Origin of the sequence: Chryseobacterium sp. PMSZPI (assembly GCF_002835665.1) — a bacterium.
Lineage (GTDB): Bacteria > Bacteroidota > Bacteroidia > Flavobacteriales > Weeksellaceae > Chryseobacterium.
On sequence record NZ_PIZV01000035.1, the window covers coordinates 1 to 22,156 of the forward strand.

At 34.0% G+C, this 22,156-nt stretch carries 21 protein-coding genes; 9 read left to right on the forward strand and 12 right to left on the reverse strand.

Translation table 11 applies throughout. The annotated features are described in order from the left end of the window. Window positions 1-89: 89 nt before the first annotated feature. Window positions 90-1,376, reverse strand: a complete 1,287-nt coding sequence (locus CW752_RS07220; protein ID WP_101239085.1) for an adenylosuccinate synthase — start codon at window positions 1,374-1,376, stop codon at window positions 90-92. A gap of 260 nt (window positions 1,377-1,636) precedes the next feature. Between CW752_RS07220 and CW752_RS07225 the strand changes: the two genes are divergently transcribed. The 4 genes from CW752_RS07225 (at window position 1,637) to CW752_RS07240 (ending at window position 4,557) form a co-directional block, all read left to right on the forward strand. Continuing rightward, window positions 1,637-2,575, forward strand: coding sequence for an alpha/beta fold hydrolase (locus tag CW752_RS07225; protein WP_101239086.1), 939 nt, complete (start codon window positions 1,637-1,639; stop codon window positions 2,573-2,575). A 126-nt stretch (window positions 2,576-2,701) separates the two neighbouring features. Beyond that, a complete protein-coding gene (locus CW752_RS07230) occupies window positions 2,702-3,220 on the forward strand; it encodes a hypothetical protein (protein ID WP_101239103.1) in 519 nt (172 codons plus the stop codon). Between the two features lie 109 nt (window positions 3,221-3,329). Further along, window positions 3,330-3,518, forward strand: a complete 189-nt coding sequence (locus tag CW752_RS07235; protein WP_101239104.1) for a hypothetical protein — start codon at window positions 3,330-3,332, stop codon at window positions 3,516-3,518. Window positions 3,519-3,528: 10 nt separating this feature from the next. Beyond that, complete coding sequence (locus CW752_RS07240) at window positions 3,529-4,557, forward strand: hypothetical protein (RefSeq protein ID WP_101239087.1); 1,029 nt, start codon at window positions 3,529-3,531, stop codon at window positions 4,555-4,557. 47 nt (window positions 4,558-4,604) lie between these two features. Here CW752_RS07240 and CW752_RS07245 read toward each other — a convergent pair whose 3' ends face one another. Further along, window positions 4,605-6,197 (reverse strand): ABC-F family ATP-binding cassette domain-containing protein, encoded by a 1,593-nt coding sequence (locus CW752_RS07245; RefSeq protein WP_101239088.1) that lies wholly within the window; start codon window positions 6,195-6,197, stop codon window positions 4,605-4,607. A 196-nt stretch (window positions 6,198-6,393) separates the two neighbouring features. Here CW752_RS07245 and CW752_RS07250 point away from each other — a divergent pair, with 196 nt between their 5' ends. From CW752_RS07250 to CW752_RS07265, 4 genes are all read left to right on the forward strand, one after another. Beyond that, a complete protein-coding gene (locus tag CW752_RS07250) occupies window positions 6,394-6,948 on the forward strand; it encodes a phosphoribosyltransferase (protein WP_065396889.1) in 555 nt (184 codons plus the stop codon). A gap of 155 nt (window positions 6,949-7,103) precedes the next feature. Beyond that, complete coding sequence (locus CW752_RS07255) at window positions 7,104-7,682, forward strand: adenylate kinase (RefSeq protein WP_101239089.1); 579 nt, start codon at window positions 7,104-7,106, stop codon at window positions 7,680-7,682. A gap of 80 nt (window positions 7,683-7,762) precedes the next feature. Further along, window positions 7,763-8,746 carry a GTPase ObgE gene (gene obgE / locus CW752_RS07260; protein ID WP_101239090.1) on the forward strand — a complete coding sequence of 328 codons (984 nt, stop codon included), beginning with the start codon at window positions 7,763-7,765 and terminating at the stop codon, window positions 8,744-8,746. A gap of 452 nt (window positions 8,747-9,198) precedes the next feature. Then, window positions 9,199-9,822, forward strand: a complete 624-nt coding sequence (locus CW752_RS07265; RefSeq protein ID WP_185117591.1) for a porin family protein — start codon at window positions 9,199-9,201, stop codon at window positions 9,820-9,822. Window positions 9,823-9,895: 73 nt separating this feature from the next. On the opposite strand, the gene CW752_RS07270 is transcribed toward CW752_RS07265, so the two are convergent. The 3 genes from CW752_RS07270 to CW752_RS07280 are packed head-to-tail and all read right to left on the reverse strand — an operon-like array spanning window position 9,896 to window position 13,951. Beyond that, window positions 9,896-11,593, reverse strand: coding sequence for a T9SS type A sorting domain-containing protein (locus CW752_RS07270; protein ID WP_101239092.1), 1,698 nt, complete (start codon window positions 11,591-11,593; stop codon window positions 9,896-9,898). A 14-nt stretch (window positions 11,594-11,607) separates the two neighbouring features. Then, window positions 11,608-12,756 carry a hypothetical protein gene (locus CW752_RS07275; protein ID WP_101239093.1) on the reverse strand — a complete coding sequence of 383 codons (1,149 nt, stop codon included), beginning with the start codon at window positions 12,754-12,756 and terminating at the stop codon, window positions 11,608-11,610. 22 nt (window positions 12,757-12,778) lie between these two features. Next, the gene (locus tag CW752_RS07280) at window positions 12,779-13,951 is read right to left on the reverse strand and encodes a hypothetical protein (protein ID WP_101239094.1); all 1,173 of its coding nucleotides are present in this window, start codon (window positions 13,949-13,951) and stop codon (window positions 12,779-12,781) included. A gap of 293 nt (window positions 13,952-14,244) precedes the next feature. Here CW752_RS07280 and CW752_RS07285 point away from each other — a divergent pair, with 293 nt between their 5' ends. Continuing rightward, a complete protein-coding gene (locus CW752_RS07285; protein ID WP_101239095.1) occupies window positions 14,245-15,552 on the forward strand; it encodes a DEAD/DEAH box helicase in 1,308 nt (435 codons plus the stop codon). A 55-nt stretch (window positions 15,553-15,607) separates the two neighbouring features. Here the strand turns inward: CW752_RS07285 and CW752_RS07290 are convergent, their stop codons facing one another. The 7 genes from CW752_RS07290 to CW752_RS17025 form a co-directional block, all read right to left on the reverse strand. Then, a complete protein-coding gene (locus CW752_RS07290; protein WP_101239096.1) occupies window positions 15,608-16,378 on the reverse strand; it encodes a TatD family hydrolase in 771 nt (256 codons plus the stop codon). Window positions 16,379-16,385: 7 nt separating this feature from the next. Next, window positions 16,386-16,910, reverse strand: coding sequence for a DUF4269 domain-containing protein (locus CW752_RS07295; protein ID WP_101239097.1), 525 nt, complete (start codon window positions 16,908-16,910; stop codon window positions 16,386-16,388). Further along, entirely contained in the window at window positions 16,903-17,862 is a 960-nt protein-coding gene (locus tag CW752_RS07300) for a GSCFA domain-containing protein (protein ID WP_101239098.1), read from the reverse strand. The genes CW752_RS07295 and CW752_RS07300 overlap by 8 nt, the downstream gene beginning before the upstream one ends. Before the next feature lie 76 nt (window positions 17,863-17,938). Then, the gene (locus tag CW752_RS07305) at window positions 17,939-18,910 is read right to left on the reverse strand and encodes a polyprenyl synthetase family protein (RefSeq protein WP_101239099.1); all 972 of its coding nucleotides are present in this window, start codon (window positions 18,908-18,910) and stop codon (window positions 17,939-17,941) included. Between the two features lie 174 nt (window positions 18,911-19,084). Next, a complete protein-coding gene (locus CW752_RS07310) occupies window positions 19,085-19,693 on the reverse strand; it encodes a hypothetical protein (protein WP_101239100.1) in 609 nt (202 codons plus the stop codon). 35 nt (window positions 19,694-19,728) lie between these two features. Next, complete coding sequence (locus tag CW752_RS07315) at window positions 19,729-20,268, reverse strand: hypothetical protein (RefSeq protein WP_228401665.1); 540 nt, start codon at window positions 20,266-20,268, stop codon at window positions 19,729-19,731. A 406-nt stretch (window positions 20,269-20,674) separates the two neighbouring features. Further along, window positions 20,675-22,156, reverse strand: a 1,482-nt coding sequence (locus CW752_RS17025) for an RHS repeat-associated core domain-containing protein (RefSeq protein WP_317044724.1), incomplete at its 5' end; no start/stop codon positions are given.

Here is a 22,156-nt window from a genome sequence, read left to right on the forward strand (position 1 = left end):
AAATAAACCGACAACTATCTTATAATTTATTAATAATTTTATCCTATTAATCTGTAACGCTTATTTAGGACTAGTCATTTCTAAGAATATTAGAATAATTCTTTTCTGATGATATTCTGGCTTCTTTCAGGCCCTACAGAAACTAAGTATACATTGATTCCTAAGTATTTCTCAATAAACTCGATGTATTTCTGAGCAGTGTCAGGAAGTTCATCATAGCTTCTTGCTTTAGTAATATCTTCGCTCCAACCTGGTAAATCCTGGTAGATTGGCTCGTAGTTGTATAATTTTTCTGTTGAAGAAGTGAAATAATCGATGATTTTTCCGTCTTCAGTTTTGTAATGTGTTACTACTTTCAGGTTCTCAATTCCTGTAAGAACGTCAAGCTTAGTGATAACAAGGTTATTGATACCGTTGATCATACAAGCATGCTTTAAAGAAACAAGGTCTAGCCAGCCTGTTCTTCTTGGTCTTCCTGTAGTTGCTCCGAATTCACCACCGATCTGTCTGATTTTCTCACCAAGCTCGTTGTCTAATTCAGAAGGGAAAGGCCCGTTCCCTACTCTTGTACAGTATGCTTTGGCAACACCAATCAGGTTTTGAAGTGATGTTGGTGGAACTCCTGCTCCTGAACAAACACCTCCTGTAGATGGAGAAGATGAAGTTACATATGGATAAGTACCGAAGTCGATATCAAGCATTAAAGCCTGTGCTCCTTCAAATAAAACGTTTTTACCGTCTCTGATCGCTTCGTTTAACTCTAATTCGGTATCTACGATTCTGTCCTGAAGTTGTTTTCCGATTTCTAAATATTCATTATAGATCTCTTCAACATCTAAAGCAGGTTTTCCGTAATATTTTTCAAAAAGAGAATTCTTAACCTTTAAGTTTTTCTCAATTTTATCTCTTAAAATCTCCGGGTTTAACAGGTCAACCATTCTGATTCCGACTCTTGCAATTTTATCTTCATAACAAGGTCCGATACCTTTTTTGGTTGTTCCGATCTGAGTTCCTCCGTGCTCTTCTTCACGATAAGTATCCAAAAGGATGTGGTAAGGCATAATTACATGCGCTCTTCTGCTGATAAAAATGTGATCTGTTTTCAAGCCTTTGCTCTCAATCTGATTCACTTCTTTAATAAAAGACTTAGGGTTTACCACTACTCCGTTTGCAATGATACATTTCCCTTTGCATTGAAGAACTCCTGAAGGAAGAAGGTGTAGAACGAATTTTTCATCACCCACATAAACCGTATGACCTGCATTATCTCCTCCTTGGAAACGTACTACATAGTCCGATTTTGCTGATAAAACATCCGTGATTTTTCCTTTGCCTTCATCTCCGTACTGAAGACCTACAACTACATAAGTTGACATATTTTACTTTTGTTTTAAGATTCGTGCAAAATTACTTTTAAAAAAAATGACGACCAAATTCTAGAGGAGATTTATTTTGTCTTGGGATGAAAATCATAAAATTCAAAAAAATATAATATTAGACTTATTTTGCAGCAATGTACTTGCAGCAACTGTTTTAATGGGAGTAATTGAAAATCAAACCTATAATTTTAGAAATACATAATATGGTACTTATTATTTATTCTGTATCTTTGATTACCTCCTAACCCAATATTATTATGACCTCATCACAGCAATCAGCGTATTTATCACCTGACCTTAGCAACAGGTCTATGCTTTACTATACCCTATTTACACAGGATACAGTACCTGTAAAAGCGACCCTACTGATTGTCCACGGTATGCAGGAACATAGCGGAAGGTATTCCGAAATAGCAGAATATTTTTCCCATCGTGGAATAGCTGTCTTAACGTATGATCACCTGGGTCATGGAAGATCTGTAAAAAAGAAAAGAGACATTGGTTTTTTCCAGCATCATCATCCTGCTAAAAGATTGATTTCAGATGCTAAAATGATGGGTGATTATCTTAATGATAAGTTTCCTGATGTTCCTCATTTTATCCTTGGCCATTCTATGGGATCATTTATTACCCGCTGTCTGCTTCAGCAATCCAGTAGTGAATTTAAAGGAGCTATTATTACAGGTACCGGAGGTCCATTAACAGGAATTGGTGTATTGAAAGGATATTTGTCTTTAGCCAATGCTATCGCACCACGTCATCGTACCGTATTGAATTCTGTTTTCACTTCTGTGAACAATAAACATTTTAAAAAAGACAAAGACTTCAGCAATACCAGCTGGCTTAGTCTGAATCCCGACAACAGACGTCGCTTCACAGAAGATTCACTCTGTGGAATTCCGTTTACCAATAATGCCTTCTACACTCTTTTTAGCATTTATAAAAGAGCTACGGCAAGGCACTGGGCAGATATGATTCCCAAAAGCTTTCCTTTTTTATTTGTAAGCGGAGAAAATGATCCTATTGGAGATTTTGGTAAAGGAGTGATGCAGACTGTTAATAATTTAAAATCTGACGGATTTCAAAATACAAATTATAATCTTTATCCGGAAATGCGACATGAAATTTTAAATGAAGAGATTAGAGAAGAGGTCCTTAATACCATCTATGAATGGATATCAAAGCAGAGTAAGTAATTTCACCCAGTTTCTACTAATGTTTTCATAGTAAATATCAAATTAATAATGTTTCCCTTTGCTCATAATGACAATTTCAAAATGAATTTTTAGATTGGAACACCGGATAAATCAAAATTAATGACCATGACCATAGAAGAGCTTTTTAAAGATAAAACTACAAAATCAAAAGAAAAAACAGAAATCATAAGTAAATGGATTATCGATTCGTCTCTACCAACTGATGAATTGATTGCTTTTGCTGAACAATCAAAAGACCCCATAAAAGGAGCTTGTATAGAAGCTATAGAATATGCAACGAAGCTTAATTCTAATCTTGCGGATGAAGCCATATTTTCATTCGTAACTTCTTCACTCACAGAAAAAACTCCAAAAATAAAATGGGAAAGTGCTAAGGTCATTGGTAATACGGCTCATTTATTTTCTGAAAATTTAGGCAGTACCATCAGCAATCTACTGGCTAATACCGATAATGAAGGAACCGTAGTTCGTTGGAGCGCAGCCTTTGCATTAGGTGAAATTCTGAAATTGAAAACACTACATAACACCACCCTTCTCCCCGCTCTCGAAAATATTAGCGAGAAAGAGGAAAAGGATAGTATTAAAAAGATTTATTGGGATGCCATTAAAAAGACAAAAAAATAATTCAAAATCATTATAGTATTTTTTTGAAATAAAAATGCGGCTTCCCGTTTTTTTGTTTTTCTTATATTATATATTTTTGATTTTAATTAATAATCATAAAATTCAAGCTATGCAAAAAGTTATTACAATAACAACCCACACAAATATTATTGATAAAAATGATAAGTTTACTGAAAAAGAATATCCACAATTAAAAACTTATTTAGAAGAAGGATATAAAGTTAAAGAAATCGTGCCTATAACTTTAGCATCTACAACTGCATATATGTACTCATTAACTTTTGTTTTAGAAAAATAATCTTACTCAAATGAATTCTATTAAAGATTTAATTTACTTTGATTATGATAAGGCAAAATCATTAAATAGTCAATTAAATGGAGGACTATTAAAACAACTAACAAAAACCATAGAAGAAGAATCCGGAGCTAATGGTGAAGTTGGTATCGATATAAAAGTTTTCAAAGCAAAGGTCGGTAACAATGACAAGGATAAAGAAATTAGAACTGAGACAATTGAAATTTATCATGAGCTTTTAAATCAAATTGAATCATCATTAGATAAAAACAATATACTCGTAGATTTAAATGAAAACTTTGAAAAGGGGCAAGGAAACTTCAATGATTTCCTTTCTGATGTTCCAAACTTTAAATATATAAAAGCAACCGGCTGGAGTACATTTGAAGATTTTGAAAGATTCAAAAATATAATGACTAATTTTAATGAAATTCAAAGACTTATTTATGGTTCTGCCTTAGAAAACAATCCTGAAGTTAAAAAGGTAAAGGAACAAATTAATGAATTAAAAATTGATTTAAAAAAAAGACCAAACTCTCAAAAAGACCTCATAAGATTAAATGTATTAGAAAAAAATTATGATAAAGAAATTGAAAAACAAATGCAATCTAATTTTTTAGATGAAAATTTTATAGATCGAGTTCATACTTTTTTAGATACTTTTTCATCAAATCGTTTAAATTTTCGTTTGGCGCCTTTTGATTATTTTAATGATTTTCAAATATTAGCAAATCTTAAAAATGAATATTTACTTAATGGAAATTTCAATGATATAATCTACACTTATGGAAGTCGTCCTAATATTAAACTTTCGATCTTTGGAGTTATTACATCATCTCCCCAAAAAAATGATCAAAGAATTGATTTAAATGATGAATACTTAGGTTATGATAATAACGAATTATCAGAGAGCGATATTTTTATTAAGGCTTTTAGAAATGTCTTTGCAAGCTTTGAAGCCTTCGAAAAATTTTTCTTTGTTCCATCTTATCCCAAAATAGCAATAAGCCCCATCGCTATTTATCAAGAAATTAAATATTAGTAATATTAATAAAGAGACTTTTCAATTTTTTGAAAAGTCTCTTTATTTTAATAATTCAATAAAACTTCACCACTTACTCCAATCTCTTTAAGAAAAACTTCATCGTGTGAAATCACTAGCAATGTTCCGTGATAATCCTTAATAGAATTTGTCAGAATTTCAACATTTTGTAAATCCAGATTATTCGTAGGTTCATCAAGGATAATGATATCCGGTGCTTTATTGCTAAGGGAAAGCCCACACAACAGTAATCTCAAACGCTCTCCACCGCTTAAAAAACTACATTTTTTATCCCAGGTATCTTTACCAAATAAAAACCGGGATAGTAACGTCTTCACTTCAGATTCTTGTAAAGCACTATCGTTGAATTTCTGAACAAATTCATATATCGTTGAGTCGGAGCCAATCAACGAATATTCCTGATCAATATAAAGACTACTGAATTCAGCTCTATTAACTATTCCTACGGATGGGTTCAAGTTCCCCAACAGAAGTTTTATAAGTGTCGTTTTCCCTGAACCATTTGAGCCTTTAATAGAAATTCTGTCCCCACTACGAATTTCAAGATTAAGATTATCTTTCCAAAGATTTTTATCAGTGTATGTAAAGTTTATATTTTCCGTTGCCATAAGGATCTTACCCGAATGCAAATTGGAGTCCTTAAAATTCACTTTCATCTGATCGGAATTCTTTAAAGAGGAACGTAAATCCCGCAGATCTCCGGAAATCCCACTTATCTTTTCAGCATGAACACTTTTCAGTTTTGAAGTATTTTTTTCAGCATTATTGCGAAGAGTATTCATCATGATCCTTGCCACTCCAGACTTTTCTTGTTTCTGTTTTCCTCTTGCATCCAGCTTTTGCTTACGCTCCAGCGTTTCCCGTTCTTTTTCTTTTGCCTTTTTTAAAGCTCGTTCTTTGGTATGGATGTCATTATGCAGGGCTTCTTCTTCAATGTCTTTTTGCTCTGAATAAAAATCGAAGTTGCCTCCATAGGTAGCAATTCCTTGGTTGCTTAGTTCAAATATTGTATCAATAAGGTTCAACAATACTCTGTCGTGGCTGACAATAACAATTGTGGCATTTGTTTTATCAATAAGATCATACAATAATTTTCTTCCATCCAAATCCAGATGATTGGTAGGTTCATCAAGGATAATATTATCAGGTTGATTGATTTGAATTCCGGCCAGGAAAATTTTTGTTTTCTGCCCGCCACTTAAGCTTTCTAATTTTTGGTTTAATTCCAGATTTCCAAGCCCCCAATACTGTAAAGCATTTTGACAGCGTTCTTCAAGATCCCAATCATCATTAAGAATTTCAAAGTATTTCTCATCTACATTTCCTTCAGTTATTTTTTGAAGGGCATATAGTTTCTGATCAACTTGTAAACATTCTGCTATGGTCAGATGATTAAAATTTCCAAACATTTGAGGCACATAGAAAATTTCACCTTGAACATTGATGGTTCCTTCTAGTGGCTGGATTTCCTTAGATATTATTTTCAGCAGGGTAGATTTTCCCATGCCATTACTTCCTACCAGTGCAGATTTGGTATGGGATTGTATTGTTAAATTGGTATGATTAAATAGAAGGTCTCCTCCTGGAAACCCAAAGGATATATTTTGCAGTAAAATCATGATTTCTTTCTTAATAATAGTTAAACACCAGTAACACCTTGGTTACCGTTTGATCAAATCTGAAAGAAATTACATCCTACATGTCTGTATTTTTGGGTTTTGAAGTAACAAAGATAGTATAAATCCCGGATTAAACACAAAAAGATTTTAATCAAAAATCAAAAATCCGTAACTTTGCCAACTACTAAAATTTTTTATGGAAAGTATTAAAGTTCACGACAAAACTTTCGTTCCTTATTTAAAGGACGCCGAGATTCAGGAAATTGTAAAAGAGACAGCGCTAAGAATTTATGAAGATTACAAAGATGAAGTTCCTGTTTTCATTGGTGTTTTGAATGGGGTAATTATGTTCTTCTCAGATCTTTTAAAATATTACCCTGGTGAGTGCGAGATTGCATTCATTCAAATGAGTTCTTATGTAGGAACTGAGTCTACAGGAATTGTATACCAGAAAATGGAATTGACTAAGGATGTAAAAGACCGTCACATTATTCTTGTAGAAGACATCGTTGATACTGGAAACACTGTAGAAAGTCTTTTCAAATATTTCAAGGAAACACAGCGTCCTAAATCTGTAAAATTGGCAAGTTTCTTATTGAAACCTGAGATTTACAAAAAAGATTTCAAGTTGGATTATATTGGAAAGGAAATTCCAAACAAATTTGTTCTTGGATATGGATTGGATTATGATGAATTGGGAAGAAACCTACCTAATTTGTACCAATTAGCAGACGGACAAATCAACCATTAACAATGCCTATTAGCTTCTAGCTTCTGGCTATTAGCTTTTAAAATAAATATCTAAAAAAGTAATTATTAACTAAACAAAGCTAAAAGCAAAAAAGCAAGTCGCCAAAAGCCGAGAGCCGGAAGCAAAATGCCAATTGCCGGAAGCGAATCAAAATTATGATAAACATTGTTCTGTTCGGCCCTCCAGGAAGTGGAAAAGGAACACAAGCTCAGAATCTAATCGAAAAATTCAATTTGAAACAAGTTTCAACAGGTGATCTTTTCAGATACAACATGAAAAATGACACTGAACTTGGAAAATTGGCTAAGTCTTATATCGATAAGGGAGAATTGGTTCCGGATCAGGTAACAACAGATATGCTGATTGATGAGATCAGAAAACCTACCAACACCAATGGTTTTATTTTTGACGGATATCCAAGAACTACTGCTCAGACAGAAGCTTTGGAAAAAATCGTTAAAGAGGAGCTCAATGATGAGATCGACATCTGTCTTTCTTTGGTAGTAGAAGATAAAATTTTGGTTGAAAGGCTTTTGAAAAGAGGCGAAACCAGTGGAAGATCTGATGACAGCAATGTAGAGATCATCGAAAACAGAATTAAAGAATATTATGCTAAAACAGCAGAAGTAGCCGAACTTTATAAGCAGCAAGGAAAGTATGTAGAGGTAAACGGCGTAGGTGGAATTGATGAAATTTCCCAAAAACTTTTCGCTGAGGTAGAGAAAATTAAATAAGGATTTAGGATTTAGGGATTAGGATTTAGCATAGTTAAATTATCTATTCCCTAACCCCTAAGGCCTAAACCCTAACAATTATGTCAAACTTTGTAGATTACGTAAAGATTCACTGTAAGAGCGGTCATGGAGGAGCAGGTTCTGCCCACCTTCGCCGTGAAAAATATATTCCTAAAGGAGGTCCTGACGGAGGCGACGGAGGTCGTGGAGGTCATATCATCATGAGAGGAAATGGCAATGAATGGACTTTACTTCCCCTTCGATACACCCGTCATGTAAAAGCTGAACGTGGTGAGAATGGAGGAAAAAACCAGCTGACCGGAGCTTTTGGAGCTGATGTTTATATTAATGTTCCAGTAGGAACAATTGCCAAAAATGAAGAAGGTGAAATTATTGGTGAGATTTTAGAAGATGGACAGGAAATTATCCTGATGCAGGGAGGAAAAGGAGGTTTAGGAAATGAGCACTTCAAATCTTCTACCAATCAGACCCCAAGGTATGCACAACCTGGTCTTCCTGGCGAAGAAGGGTTTATTGTATTCGAACTTAAAATACTAGCTGATGTAGGATTAGTAGGATTTCCAAATGCTGGAAAATCTACCCTTTTATCGGCAGTTTCTGCTGCAAAACCTAAGATTGCTGACTATGCCTTTACTACGTTAACTCCTAACCTTGGTATTGTGGATTACAGAAATTACAAGTCATTTGTAATGGCTGATATCCCCGGAATCATTGAAGGTGCTGCGGAAGGAAAAGGTCTTGGACACAGATTCTTGAGACATATTGAAAGAAATTCAATTCTACTCTTTTTAATTCCGGCAGATTCTGAAGATCATTTCCAGGAATTTAAAATCTTAGAAAACGAGCTGGTAGAATACAATCCTGAATTGTTGGATAAGGACTTTATCATTTCCGTTTCAAAAGCTGACCTTTTGGATGATGAACTGAAAAAAGAAATTGCTGCTGAATTTCCTGAAAACAGACAACCGTTATTCTTCTCCGGAGTTACAGGAGAAGGTTTGGTAGAACTGAAGGATGCTATTTGGAAAAAGCTACACGGATAGAATAGAAAATATTTTAGACATTTATATATAACCCCGGAGATTCTTCGGGGTTTCTTTTTGGAACAGTTATCGAGGTTATTCTGGATCAAGAGTAAAAGTTGGGGGTTTAGAATATTTAGATCTATTTAATTTTAAAATGAAAACGCAAAGGATTTCTATTATCCGGTGTTGTATTTTAGGAAGCAAAGCTGAATCAATTATATTGATTCTTTCTAAGCGTACGCATATCTACATCGCTTCATCAGCGACTTTTGTTGCATTCTTAGCTCTCTTATCAATAATCAATTGCATCTATTAAGGAGGCAGATTACAAGAAAGTTTGAGGAAAACCAACAATAAATCAAGGCAGAATAAATCTTTAACATTTTAAACTATCTTTGTATACAACAATTCCTTCTTCTACAGAGGGAGTTTTTCTTTATAAAAACTATAATTATATGATTAAAAAAAACATGAAGAAGATCATTTTTTTCATAGCATTATTAGCTGTATCAAGCATTCTGAATGCTCAAAGCTCAGCCATAAGTTTTGGAGCAAAAGGCGGATATACATTATCCAATATGAAATTTTTTGGTGAAAAGCTGGACGCAAAATCCTATTTCTATGCAGGTATTCTGGCAGAGCAGCCTTTATCGTCTCAATTCGCAATACAAGCTGAGTTATTGTATACCAAATTAGGAGGAAAAGACTCATATTCCTGGACTGAGCAGGTAGGTACCGAAATTGTTGAAGTAGGAAATATGGATTTTAATTATCAATTCCATCAGATTCAGGTTCCGATTTCAATAAAATATTATTTTATCCCTAATTTATCTGCTTCTGTGGGAATGAATTTTGGTTTCAATATCTCTACAAAGCTGACAACAGGTAACCCCTACATGGATGAACATAAAGGCGATTTCAACGGAGCTAAAACATTAAATCTTTTTCCTTTCCTGGGAGCTGAGTATAAAATCACTCCAAAGTTTTTTGTTGATGCCAGATACCATTTCAATTTCATTGAAGTCAACAAAAAAAATACGGTTCCTACCAAGATCGGATTTTTACAGGCAGGTGTTGGATATAGATTTAAATAAAATAACAAAAAAGGAGAAACATATTTTTGTTTCTCCTTTTTTTGTCATTAAAAATTTGGTACGGAATTCCTTTTTATTTCTTAATGAATTTTTTGGTAGTTTTTCCATCTTTTGTATCAATCATAATCATATAAGCTCCTGCAGGAAGATGTTTTACATCTACTTTAGTATCATTTACAGATACGTTGATCTTCTTACCTGAAATATCAAATACTTCAATGTTATTGATTTTCGCAGAAGTTGTGATGTTTAAGAAGTCTGATGCAGGGTTAGGTGATATTTTGATCTCCTTATTCATCTCCGCTCTTTCCTTTTTATCCAGTTCTAAGAACATCTCTTTCGGAGCAGATGGGCTGCTTCTTTGTAATTTTTCCGGTTTTCTACAAGGTGCTATAAATCCATAAAACTTAGACCCCATATCCATCGTTGTTCCCGGTAAAAGATTAATGCTACCACCAGATTGCATTGTGATATCGTGCTTACCTCCTAGATAGTATCGATCTTTTGTTGTTATCTTATTTCCTATTTCATAGTAATAAGACATATTAGGCTCTGTAGTTAATAATAGATTGTCCACACAAGGAGAGCCCTCTGAGCTTTCTTTCATAGGAAGTAGCTGAGGAAGTCCATACAAAGATTGTTTACCGCCCAAGTTTACAGCACTCATATTTACACTCATATTAGGACCATATACATCAGGGTTGATCACTTTACCTAAGAATAAATTATTGGATTTACCAATATATATATCTCCATACTTATTTCTTTGAAGAGTTATTCCTGTATGAAGAGGAGCATTCGTCTCTGTATATATTTGTGTATGCAGCACATTAGAAGAGGTTGAATTAACCAAATCAATAGCATGAACATCCACATACGCTAAGAATAGCACTGATGCATCTTTATTAAACTCAGGAACATATGCTTTCAATCCATTTATCTGTAATGAAAAATCATTAGTGATTTGCCCTGTAAGAGCATTGAATGAGTACACTTTATTTACAAAATAGCTATCCGGAGGGTACATCATTTGAGAATTAGCCCAAAACGATATACAGATATAATGGGAATAATTCCCATTATTCAATTTCGGAGACTGCTTTATGCTAAAATGCTTCCCTTCATCAAATGTTATTGGGAAATTCAAATTACTTATCACAGGAGCTCCATTGGAAAACCCTTGGTTACTTAATTTATAACTGTAAAGCTTGGTTCCATTCGGAATTACAACCCAAAAAGATTGATCACTGCTATTGGGAATAATAGTTACTGCTTCCGAAGGAAAATAGTTTCCTAAATTGTCCAATACTGTAATATCTTTACTTGATTGTACCACATCACCAAGAGGAGCTCCATTGGTGCCAATACTTCCTAGAGTCATATCAACAATTGAATATCGGATACGCTCATAGTTTGTCGAATTTTCTCCTGTTGTAAAAACATAATACTGATTTTCATTCGCAGGATTCTTTACTATGGCAAGCTGCTGAGCACCGTTATTCTGAATGGATATCAGGGTTCCGTTAGGCATCACCTGATGCTGTCTATTCCATATTTGCTGCCCATTCATATAAAAGAGAAGGTTCCCTGCCGAGTCACTTACAGTACCACATGCTTCCATAGCATACATATTGCTATTGGTTAAAGCTACAGGCGTTGTGGATGAGAAATTCACTCCTGCTTTATCTCCGAAATACCAATTATCATTTTCCCCTTGGGCAAAAGATAAAAGGGGTAATATCAACGAGAATAGTATATAAATTCTTTTCATATATTCATTTTATATTATTTTACTTTCTTTTCCAGAGCTTCAATTCTTTTTTGTTGCTCAAGGGTGTACAATGTCAGTTCTTCAATCTTTTTAAGCAAAAGAATGTTCATCTCTTTCAGTTCGATACCATTTTTAATAGCTTCTTCTGTGGTAGGGACTTCCGGTAAGTGGCCATTTTTATCAATGAATTGAGCGAGGTCGTTCAATGGCATCAGTTGGTAATTTTTTTCAAAAACATAATCTGCCCATCCATTGTTTGCTGCGATATCTACCTTTACTCTTTCAGTTCTGATACCGTCTTTTACAAATAACTTATATTTTTGTCCATCCGGCCCCACTCCATCTGCAGGCAGCTGATAAGAAAATTGTCCAATTCCGATGGTTCCGTTATTTCCTATGATCCAGTTTCCAATATTCAGCTCATTGGTAGGCTGTGCATTGAATGGAACAATATCATTTCCTATATAGATATTTCCTGTGGCATTATTGGCATCGCGGGCATTATTAGAGCCTACTGCAATATTATTGTTTCCTATAAATGTATTTACAAAAGAATCCTGACCTATTACTGTATTATAACTTCCGTTATTTAATCTCATTAATGCAGTGGAACCTATTGCCGTATTTTTCATTAAAGCAATAGAAGCTACACTCCCCCAAGAACGAAGTGCGGAATTACCAACAGCTGTGTTATTATCACCCGTTATCATTCCTCCTAAAGAATTGTGTCCTACAGCTACGTTATTATTTCCACTAACTGAATTTTGCATGGCATTAATCCCTAAAGCTGTATTTATAGACCCTGAAGTACTGTTTGTCATGGAATTGAAACCAAGAGCTGTATTTCCCCCTCCGGATATATTAGAACTCATAGAGCCCAATCCTACGGATACATTACCAGAACCAGCTAAATTTTCATTCCCCCCTCCTAAATATAAATTATTAGACCATGTTTGTGAATTAATATTATAAAACACTAATCTTCCGGTAGGTGATAATTTCATATTTTCAATATTATTGGTTTTGAAGACCAAAGGTTGATTATCGGTTGTTCCTATAAAATTTGCAGTCGGATTGGTTCCTGCATTACCTGTTGTATTCCATGCCTGTGCATTAGCTTGTAAGCCTACAATAGCAGCTAGTAGAATGATTGTTTTTTTCATGTTTAATATTTCTGGTTTTAAATTAGTTTAGGTTTAATTTAGTTTTTAAGATCTGGATTTCTTCATTTTGTTTTTTAAGCTGTGTATTCTGATCAATTAAGTGTAATGTTAACTCTTCTACTTTTTTAAGCAAAAGAATGTTCATTTCTTTTAGTTCTATACCATTTTTAATGGCTTCTTCCGTGGTAGGGACTTCCGGTAAGTGACCATTTTTATTAATAAATTGAGCAAGGTCGTTCAATGGCATCAACTGATAATCCTTTTCAAAAACATAATCTGCCCAACCATTATTTGCTGCGATATCTACTTTTACTCTTTCGGTTCTGATACCGTCTTTTACAAATAGCTTATATTTTTGTCCATCTGTTGAAATACCATCTGCCGGAAGTTGGTTTGTGAACTGCCCTATGCCTATGGTTCCATTATTTCCTACAATCCAGTTTCCAATGTTTAATTCATTTTGAGGAGAGGTCGTATTATATGAGGTAATAAAGTTCCCTACAAAAATATTATTGTTGCCCGAAGTGATTAATGGTACATTAGAATGTCCTATATTGATATTATTAGATCCTGTTGCTAAACTTCTGAAAGAATCTCCTCCTATGATTGTGTTATAACTTCCATTACTGATATATCTTAATGCACTTGTTCCTACTGCTACATTAAAATTACCTATCAATGATCCTGATCCTAATGCACTGTTACCAACTCCTACATTTCCTATTCCTTGTTTAAAATACTCCAAAGCATTCATTCCCAATGCAGTATTATAGTCTCCGGAACTTGTATGTCTCATAGAATTAAATCCTATGGCAACATTACACAATCCGTTGCTAAACGATGATAAAGCATTATTTCCCAAGGCGGTATTTCCACCTCCACCTATAAGCTGGGTTAAAGTTCCCATTCCAAAAGCAACATTATTCGTAGTAGCCGGGTTATCCATTCCCCCTCCAAAGAACAGGTTTTTGTCCCATACCATTCCTGGAGTTCCGATGTTATAAAATATAAATCTTCCTTCCGGAGTGATCCTCATCTTTTCTGCATTATTGGTAGTAAATACTAAAGACTGATTGTCTGTTGTTCCGATAAAGTTAGTAGTTGGATTGGTTCCTGAGTTTCCGGTAAGATTCCAGGATTGTGCATTAGCGTGCATACCTGCAATAGCTGCAAGTACAATGATTATTTTTCTCATGTTTAAGATTATTAGCACTCCAAATATATACATAAGCTATCACATATCCTTATAAATTTTCATAAAAATCATTAAATATTTATAAAATTTTAAATCAAATAATCAAACAAATAGAAAATACTACTAAAAACATCAAAAACAACCATAGAAAGATCAAGAAACATATTCTTCTTAAAAAAGAAATAAACAGCCTGAAGCGGTACGAAAATCTTAATTATTTTTAGACTACCTTTGCAAAATGTAATTCTTTCAGACTGAAAGGATTTTTATTTTTAAATTTTAAAATAATTCATTTGAATTTTACAGACTTAAACTTAATAGAACCTATTGCAAAAGCAATTCAGGAACAGGGATATACCAATCCGACTCCTATTCAGGAAAGATCTATTCCTGAAATTTTGGAAGGCAGAGACTTTTTAGGTTGTGCTCAAACCGGAACAGGTAAAACAGCTGCTTTTTCTATTCCTATTCTACAAAACTTATCGAAAAATAAAATTTCCAACAATCATATAAAGGCTTTAATTCTTACTCCTACCAGAGAACTGGCGATTCAGATTGAAGAAAATATCAATGCTTATGGAAAATATCTTCCGCTCAAGCAACTTGTTATTTTTGGAGGAGTAAAGCAAGGGAATCAAGAGGCTGCTTTGAGAAAAGGGGTTGATATCCTTGTAGCTACACCGGGAAGACTTCTTGACTTTATTGCCCAAGGAATTATCAGCTTAAAAAATCTTGAAATTTTTGTTCTTGATGAAGCGGACAGAATGCTTGATATGGGGTTTGTACATGATGTTAAGAGAATCATTAAGCTTCTTCCTCAAAAAAGACAGACTTTATTCTTTTCTGCGACAATGCCCGGCGAAATTCAGAAACTGGCCAATTCCATTCTGAATAATCCTGTAAAGGTCGAAGTAACGCCGGTTTCTTCTACTGCAGACACCATAAAACAGTCTGTTTATTTCGTGGAAAGAGAAAACAAGCTTAATCTACTGTCTCATATCCTTAAAAATGATATTTCAGATTCTGTATTGGTATTTTCAAGAACGAAACATGGAGCTGATAAGATTGCAAGAAAACTTCAAAAAGACAATATCTCTGCAGAAGCTATCCACGGAAATAAATCTCAAAATGCAAGGCAGAATGCCTTGAACAATTTCAAATCGGGAAAAACCAGAATATTGGTTGCTACGGATATTGCAGCAAGAGGAATTGATATTGACGAATTAAAATTTGTTATCAATTTTGAATTATCCGACGTTTCCGAGACCTACGTACATAGAATTGGAAGAACAGGAAGAGCCGGAGCAGAGGGAACTTCTATCTCTTTTGTTGACGGGCTTGATCTTCTTAATTTAAAGAATACGGAAAAATTGATTGGGAAAAAAATTCCTGTTATTAAAAACCACCCGTTCCATACGGATGATCTGGTAGTTCAAAAAAGAGATTCTAACAACAAACCTGTATCTGCAGGCGCAGAAAAGCAGGGATCCAAGCAACCGTCAAGAGGTCCCAAAAACAGAAATAATAAGAAGCCCGGAACACCTTCAGCGTCTACCGGATTCAAAAAGCCTAAGAATAAAAACTTTACCAGGAAAAAATAAAAAAAATGTTTCTCAATATTGAGAAACATTTTTTTTATTAGAAATTCTATTCAATTTATTTCTTTACAGAAAACAACTGATGTGCATTTTCCGTGGTAATCCTGTCGATTTCTGAAAAATCTTTTCCATAAATATTAACCAGTTTTCCGGCTACCAGATCGAGGTATGAACTTTCGTTTCTTTTTCCTCTGTGAGGGACAGGAGCCAGGTATGGAGAATCTGTTTCAAGCACAATTTTATCCAAAGGAATTTCATGAAGAAACTGATCAATTTTTCCATTTTTAAACGTTACTACTCCACCGATACCTAAAATAAAATTCAAGTCTATCGCATGCTGAGCTTGTTCTAAATTCCCGGAGAAACAATGGAAAATCCCTCTTAATTTCGGATGTTTTTTTCTTTCCAATACTTCAAATGTTTCATCGAAGCTTTCTCTGGTATGAATCACAATCGGAAGGTCTTTCTCTATAGCCCAGTCAATTTGTTGTTCGAAAGCTTTTATCTGAATATCGAGAGTCGTTTTATCCCAATACAAATCGATTCCAATCTCTCCTACTGCAGGAAAATGTCTTCGGTCAAGATAATTTTTAACGAGTTCCAATTCTTTTTCCCAGGATTCAGGCTTTACATAGCATGGATGCAGTCCCATCATTGAAAAAACCTGTCCCGGATATTCTGTTTCCAGTTGTAGCATTTTTTCATGAGATTCAGAATCAATAGCCGGAAGATAAAATTCTGTAATTCCTTTAGCTAAAGCTCTTTGAATAGCCTCATTTCTATCTTCGTCAAATTCTTCTGCGTATAAGTGTGTATGTGTATCAATCATTTTCTTATCATTTTAATAGATCTTCATAAGGATTTTCTAATCCCAACAGGATTCCAAATGCGGGTTCTGTTTTGATTCCCTGCTTCTTAAGTTCTATTATTTTCTGTTTAAACTTATCTCCTTGTTCCTGTAATATTTTATATTCGGCGATCATGTGCCGGTAGGCATTTTGTTCTTGAGTTGGCTTATTTTGTCCGAAAATTTCAATAGGAAAATCTTCCAGCATAAAGTTCAGAACAATACTTGGCTCTCCGCTTACCACCGCATTTTCAACCATAATCTCTGTTTCATCTAGGATTAATGGGCTAGACATTATGTCATCCAAGAAGTCTTCTTCAAACCGAAGATCAACTTCACAAATAATATCCAGATCACTGTCTTCAATATCAATTTCAATAGGAATGGTTCCGGCTAGAATAGGAGAATAAGACTCTAATTTCTCTAAAATTTTATATTTTGTAAGAACTTCATAAGCTCTTTTTTGTCTTTCATTTCCTTCTTTCAAATAGTCAATTTTTGTAAAATCAATCATTTGAAAATATTTTATGCTTTACTTTTTCGCGTTGCTTTTCAATCCTTTGGTCTAGTTTTTCTCTGAATTCGATAAACTTCGGATCTTTTTTATCATTGGTCTTGTGCTCTAAAGCCTTCACAATTTTAAAATTCTCTTTAATAAAATCTTTCGTTTCATCTGAGAAATAAGCATCTCCGAATTTTTCAAAAATATAATTAACAGCCTGGGAACTTGGATGGATCATATCTTCTTTATAAAAACGATAATCTCTCAAATCATCCATCAAAATTTCATACACCGGGAGATAATGACAATCTTCAAATATGGAAATCGACTCATGTATTGCTGTAATCAGCTTTGACTTGCTAAGCTGATTTTCAATCATCCCGTCTTTGGTATGTCGGACCGGAGAAACAGTAAATAAAATCCTGACTCCTTCTTTACAAATATCTTTAAGATCCAAGATTGTATTATAAATAGAGTTCGTTAATTCCTGATGGGAAAGAAGCCTTTTCGTGAAAAATTTTTGTGGTATTTTATGGCAATTCGCGACTAATTTTTTCTTAGGCAGAAATTCATAAATAAATGAAGTTCCGTAAGTCACAATAACCCAATCTGCCTCCTGAAGAAATGCATTCCCTTTTTCGATTGCCCCATTGATTTTATCCAACGTCTGATGAATATACCTCGTATCAAAACTGGTATGATGATCTAATGAAATGTATTCTTCATTATAAGTAATCAGGTCCTCTTCTTCATAGAATGCCGAATCATGCAGTATCTTAACTTCATTACGGATTGAAAAGGGATTGAAAATAGTCCCGAAGGGATTATTGAGTGTCTGAAGTTGCCCCTGCTCCAATAAATCGGTCATTTCAGAAGCAAAACAAGATCCTATCGAAAATATTTTATCTTCGATCTCTATCTTCTTTTCTGATTGGGGAATGTCAACTTCGGTTCTGAATTTCATTGTACAGGTATTAGGTTGCAGAAAATAGGTTGCAGATAAATTGCTATTACCTGCGACCTATCATCTGCTGCCTATATTAGCTTTCTCTTCTCAACAAATAATTGGCAAGTTCTATAAACGGTTTTTTCTTTTCATCAGAAATATCAATCTTCTGAAGGTAGCTTTGTCCAATTTCGTTATGTTTTTCGATCAAGCGAAGTGCTTTTTCATCTACTTTTGTTCTTCTGAAGATCTTTTCAACACCGTATACTTTATCGATATTTTCTGTTTTCTTAGAATACCAGTAATCTAATTCTTTTCTTTCTTCTTCGGTGGCATGCTCTCTTGCCAACAAGTATAGAACCGTTTTTTTGTTCTCATAGATATCTCCTGCATGCTTTTTCCCAAACTGTGCCTGGTCTCCAAAAACATCAAGATAATCATCCATGATCTGGAAAGCGATTCCGATATGTTTTCCGAAGTTGAAAATTGCTTTTGCATCTTTAAAATCAGCTTTTGCAATCAACGCTCCGATCTCAAAAGAAGAAGCACTTAACACTCCTGTTTTATAGGTAATCATTCGGATGTAATCATCAAAAGTCACATTTTCCTGGGTTTCAAAATTGATATCATACTGCTGTCCTTCACATAATAAAAGTCCTGTATGGGTAAATATTCTGATACAAGCTTTAAAAATTTCCGGCTCAAGGTCTTCAAAAAACTTGTACGCTTTAAGCATTAATGCATCTCCGGAAAGAATCCCTACGTTAATCCCGTGTAAAGTATGAATAGTAGGCTTATTTCTTCTTAAAGGAGCCTCATCCATAATATCATCGTGGATCAGGGTGAAATTATGGAAAAACTCGATAGCTAACGCCGGTTTTATAGCCTGCTTAAGATCACCTCCAAACAAATCACAAGCCATCAGTACCATAATGGGACGAAGGCGCTTTCCACCATGGGAAATGATATAATTCATCGGATCATATAACTCCGTAGGTTTATCTTTAAAAGTGTATTTATTAATGGCCTCGCCAACAATCTGCTGGTATCTGTCTAAAAATTCCATAAAATCTTATAATTTGAACAAAAATACAATTTTTAAAAAGTTCAGAAAACAAAAACGGTGACTCTTTTTAGGAAATGGACATGATTGTGTGATAAAAAAATCCGTCTCGTTTTGTTTGAGACGGATTTGCTGTATTTTGGCTATCTGTGAAACATTTACATCTATAGAAATAAACTAATTCTTGCTATCGTTAGGTAGCTTTCCTGTTTTTATCCAATTTTCTATTTCACTTTGCTTTTTCACTTCTGTCTTTAAATCATTAGAATAGTCAATTCCTATATACCTTTTTGATATATATTTCTCATGATCAATAAAAAAAGAATTCAAAAGATTAAAAACATCACTATTATAATCAGGGATTAAGCTGTTATATTCTTTAACTTTCGCACTTAAGCTATCATTATATGACTTTAATACTGAGTTCAATTCATTTTTATCTACCCCTTTACAGTTATACAAATCCAAAAGAATAATGTTTGCCTGAAGTTCCAGAGGATGAAAGTTTTTCTTCATATAGTCTTCAGACGATTTCTTTTCAGTAATAATACTATCAAAAGTCTTTATATGTCTATTATTATCACAATTATATTCTTTATACAGATCACCGATAACCTGAATTCTTTGATTTGTAAGATCCAATAGATCTTTCCAAACCGGACGAATTTTCTGTTCTTTTTGAGAAAGCCCATTATTAATCTTATCCGAATACCACTGAATTCCCACGAAAATAGCGATTGCAAACCCAGCGAATAATAAGAGAATTACTAAGATTATTTTTTTCATTTTTATTGCTTATCAAGGCAAAAACTCTCTTGTTATCAGTTAGCTTTTTTTAACTTGGTATATTGTGTTATAATGAAACTAACCGGTATATCCTCATACATTTTGATTAAAGCATCATATAAATCGCAGGATAAAAGAGATGTAAGTATTATCTTGGTTTCATCTAACATTATTATTTCAACATAAAAAAACTTTGTGTGAGCAAGTCTAGCATTCTCATTGTTTTTTTTATAAGCTGTTAAATATATCTTTATTTCTCTAAAATCCTTTTTATAATAATGTTTACTTTCATTCCCTTTTGTATACAAAAAACCTTCAGAATCAATATCAATTAATACATTTTGATCATGCCAGTAATAACTGTAAAAAATATCTAATGTCGGATACAAATACAGTATAATAAAAAATATCAATATCGAAAGATATAATATAAATGGAGGTTTTTCATCAAAAATGAATGAATAGAGAGCAATAATCAGTACTGCTACAAATGCATTTACAAAAAGATCCCGCAATGCATTTAATATTGTTTTATTATTTATTTTTAAAATCATATTATCTGTAGACTTTGCCAACGGAGGAAGTCTTCATCAGTTCCTTTGCTCACCTATATAAATTGCTATGGAAAAACATAATATAAAAGATATAATTATATATATAATAATTACTAAATCAATTTTATTTTTTTGATTTCTATTTAAATCTGCATTGAACTTTGCAATGTCATTATAGTTTTTAAAACGAAAATATCTTAATAAAAGTAAACTAAATACTGGAAAGATGACATAATATAAGATATAATACTTTGTTTTAAATATTGTAATATTTTGCAGATATTCTAGTAAAAATAATATACTAAACATATTAAGAGAAAATAAAAGTGTTAGTATAAACAAAGAAGAAATTTTATAAGCCCCCCCTTCTTTTCTTTTATAATATTCTGCAATTCTATAAAAAATGATATCAATAAACTTCATATTATTATTTTTGAATCCAACCCTGTATATGTTGTCCTATATCTTTTCCTGTGAAATAACTTACCCCAGCATTTGTAATAAAGTAACCAGCTGCAATGCCCTGACCTATACCACTAGGTGTTAAAGCTAAAACAGACATTGTAACATCTAAGCTATTTGAAATATTAATTCCGTTTTGAGCCATATCATATACACCGAAGCCCACTCCAGCAACACCTAAGCCTTTTGCTAAAACTCCAGTAGAAGCTTTCAATACACCTACTGTTTTTGCACTTGCTTCTATAGCAGGAGTTTGTACCTTTCCAAAAGTCTTCCCAAGAGCTTTTATTTCCTTTTCGTAGCGGATATAATCGGTTGCATATTCAGGAGCATCACCATATAGAGTTAGACGTTTTGCAGATTCTTTTAATATTTTGTTTGCAGAATTTGCATTGCTAGACGCTTTTCTTAATTGTTCAGCACGTTTTTTAGGATCTCCAGGCCCACCCATTCTATGCAACACATGATTCAACCCTGCAACTGTTCCTCCAATTACAGCTCCCTGCCAGAAGTTACCTCCTGCTAAAGCAGAACCTACACCTCCTGCTAATGCTCCAAAAGCTACAGTTCCTACTGCACTTTCTGCCAACTGGCCGAGGCCCATATTTCTCATCATATCACCATATGCTCCGGCAAGTACACTTGCAAAAGCAGCTGCAAGGAAAGCTTGCCCAAAATTACCTCCTTGCATCAGCGATAAGGTACCTTGTGCTACTGCATGAGCTCCTGCTCTGGCAAGTACTCCTAAAGCTGATTGAGCAAATTCTGAAGCTGTACTAAAAACACTTCCTATTCCTGCCGTAACCGCACCTCCTACTGCACCAAAGAGAACAGATTTCGCAAAACCTCCCCAGTTCCAATTTCCGGTAAAAGCAGCATTGAGTGCATACGAAACAGCTCCTATTGCAGCTCCAATTAATGCTCCTGTTCCAATTGCCACAGCATTTGCCACTACCCATGAAATAATCGGAGCAAGAAAGAAAAATTCCCCACTCGGGTCATTATACATCAGCGGATTATTCATTACATACCCATATTTGTTGTAATTCTGAGTATTCGTAGGATCCTGAATATTCTCATCAGCATTTAAAAATCTTCTCAATAATGGGTCGTACAATCTTCCGTTCATATGGATAATACCTACTTCCATGAAGTGTTCATGAGAAGTGTAGCCTCTATCAATGAGTAATGAGGAATTAGCAATGAGTAATTTATCAGTAATAATAGCTCCATTACCTATTTGAAGATGGGTGAAGTTCCCCCAGGCATCAAAATGTCTTTGTTCCAGTTTATTTCCTGTCTCGTCACTGATGGCTAAAATACTTCCGATATAATCTTTATGCAAAAATTTGTAAGAACCACTGCTCTCCGTAAAGTTTTTTAAATATACAATATTAGATTCATAAGGACTTCCTCCAATATATAAAATATGTTTCTCCTGACCTGA

What these genes read in the sequence shown, in the direction of transcription:
- CW752_RS07220 (WP_101239085.1), bottom strand. Translation starts at nt 1,376, where the DNA reads ATGTCAACTTATGTAGTTGTAGGTCTTCAGTACGGAGATGAAGGCAAA.
- CW752_RS07225 (WP_101239086.1), top strand. Translation starts at nt 1,637, where the DNA reads ATGACCTCATCACAGCAATCAGCGTATTTATCACCTGACCTTAGCAAC.
- CW752_RS07230 (WP_101239103.1), top strand. Translation starts at nt 2,702, where the DNA reads ATGACCATAGAAGAGCTTTTTAAAGATAAAACTACAAAATCAAAAGAA.
- CW752_RS07235 (WP_101239104.1), top strand. Translation starts at nt 3,330, where the DNA reads ATGCAAAAAGTTATTACAATAACAACCCACACAAATATTATTGATAAA.
- CW752_RS07240 (WP_101239087.1), top strand. Translation starts at nt 3,529, where the DNA reads ATGAATTCTATTAAAGATTTAATTTACTTTGATTATGATAAGGCAAAA.
- CW752_RS07245 (WP_101239088.1), bottom strand. Translation starts at nt 6,197, where the DNA reads ATGATTTTACTGCAAAATATATCCTTTGGGTTTCCAGGAGGAGACCTT.
- CW752_RS07250 (WP_065396889.1), top strand. Translation starts at nt 6,394, where the DNA reads ATGGAAAGTATTAAAGTTCACGACAAAACTTTCGTTCCTTATTTAAAG.
- CW752_RS07255 (WP_101239089.1), top strand. Translation starts at nt 7,104, where the DNA reads ATGATAAACATTGTTCTGTTCGGCCCTCCAGGAAGTGGAAAAGGAACA.
- obgE (WP_101239090.1), top strand. Translation starts at nt 7,763, where the DNA reads ATGTCAAACTTTGTAGATTACGTAAAGATTCACTGTAAGAGCGGTCAT.
- CW752_RS07265 (WP_185117591.1), top strand. Translation starts at nt 9,199, where the DNA reads ATGAAGAAGATCATTTTTTTCATAGCATTATTAGCTGTATCAAGCATT.
- CW752_RS07270 (WP_101239092.1), bottom strand. Translation starts at nt 11,593, where the DNA reads ATGAAAAGAATTTATATACTATTCTCGTTGATATTACCCCTTTTATCT.
- CW752_RS07275 (WP_101239093.1), bottom strand. Translation starts at nt 12,756, where the DNA reads ATGAAAAAAACAATCATTCTACTAGCTGCTATTGTAGGCTTACAAGCT.
- CW752_RS07280 (WP_101239094.1), bottom strand. Translation starts at nt 13,951, where the DNA reads ATGAGAAAAATAATCATTGTACTTGCAGCTATTGCAGGTATGCACGCT.
- CW752_RS07290 (WP_101239096.1), bottom strand. Translation starts at nt 16,378, where the DNA reads ATGATTGATACACATACACACTTATACGCAGAAGAATTTGACGAAGAT.
- CW752_RS07295 (WP_101239097.1), bottom strand. Translation starts at nt 16,910, where the DNA reads ATGATTGATTTTACAAAAATTGACTATTTGAAAGAAGGAAATGAAAGA.
- CW752_RS07300 (WP_101239098.1), bottom strand. Translation starts at nt 17,862, where the DNA reads ATGAAATTCAGAACCGAAGTTGACATTCCCCAATCAGAAAAGAAGATA.
- CW752_RS07305 (WP_101239099.1), bottom strand. Translation starts at nt 18,910, where the DNA reads ATGGAATTTTTAGACAGATACCAGCAGATTGTTGGCGAGGCCATTAAT.
- CW752_RS07310 (WP_101239100.1), bottom strand. Translation starts at nt 19,693, where the DNA reads ATGAAAAAAATAATCTTAGTAATTCTCTTATTATTCGCTGGGTTTGCA.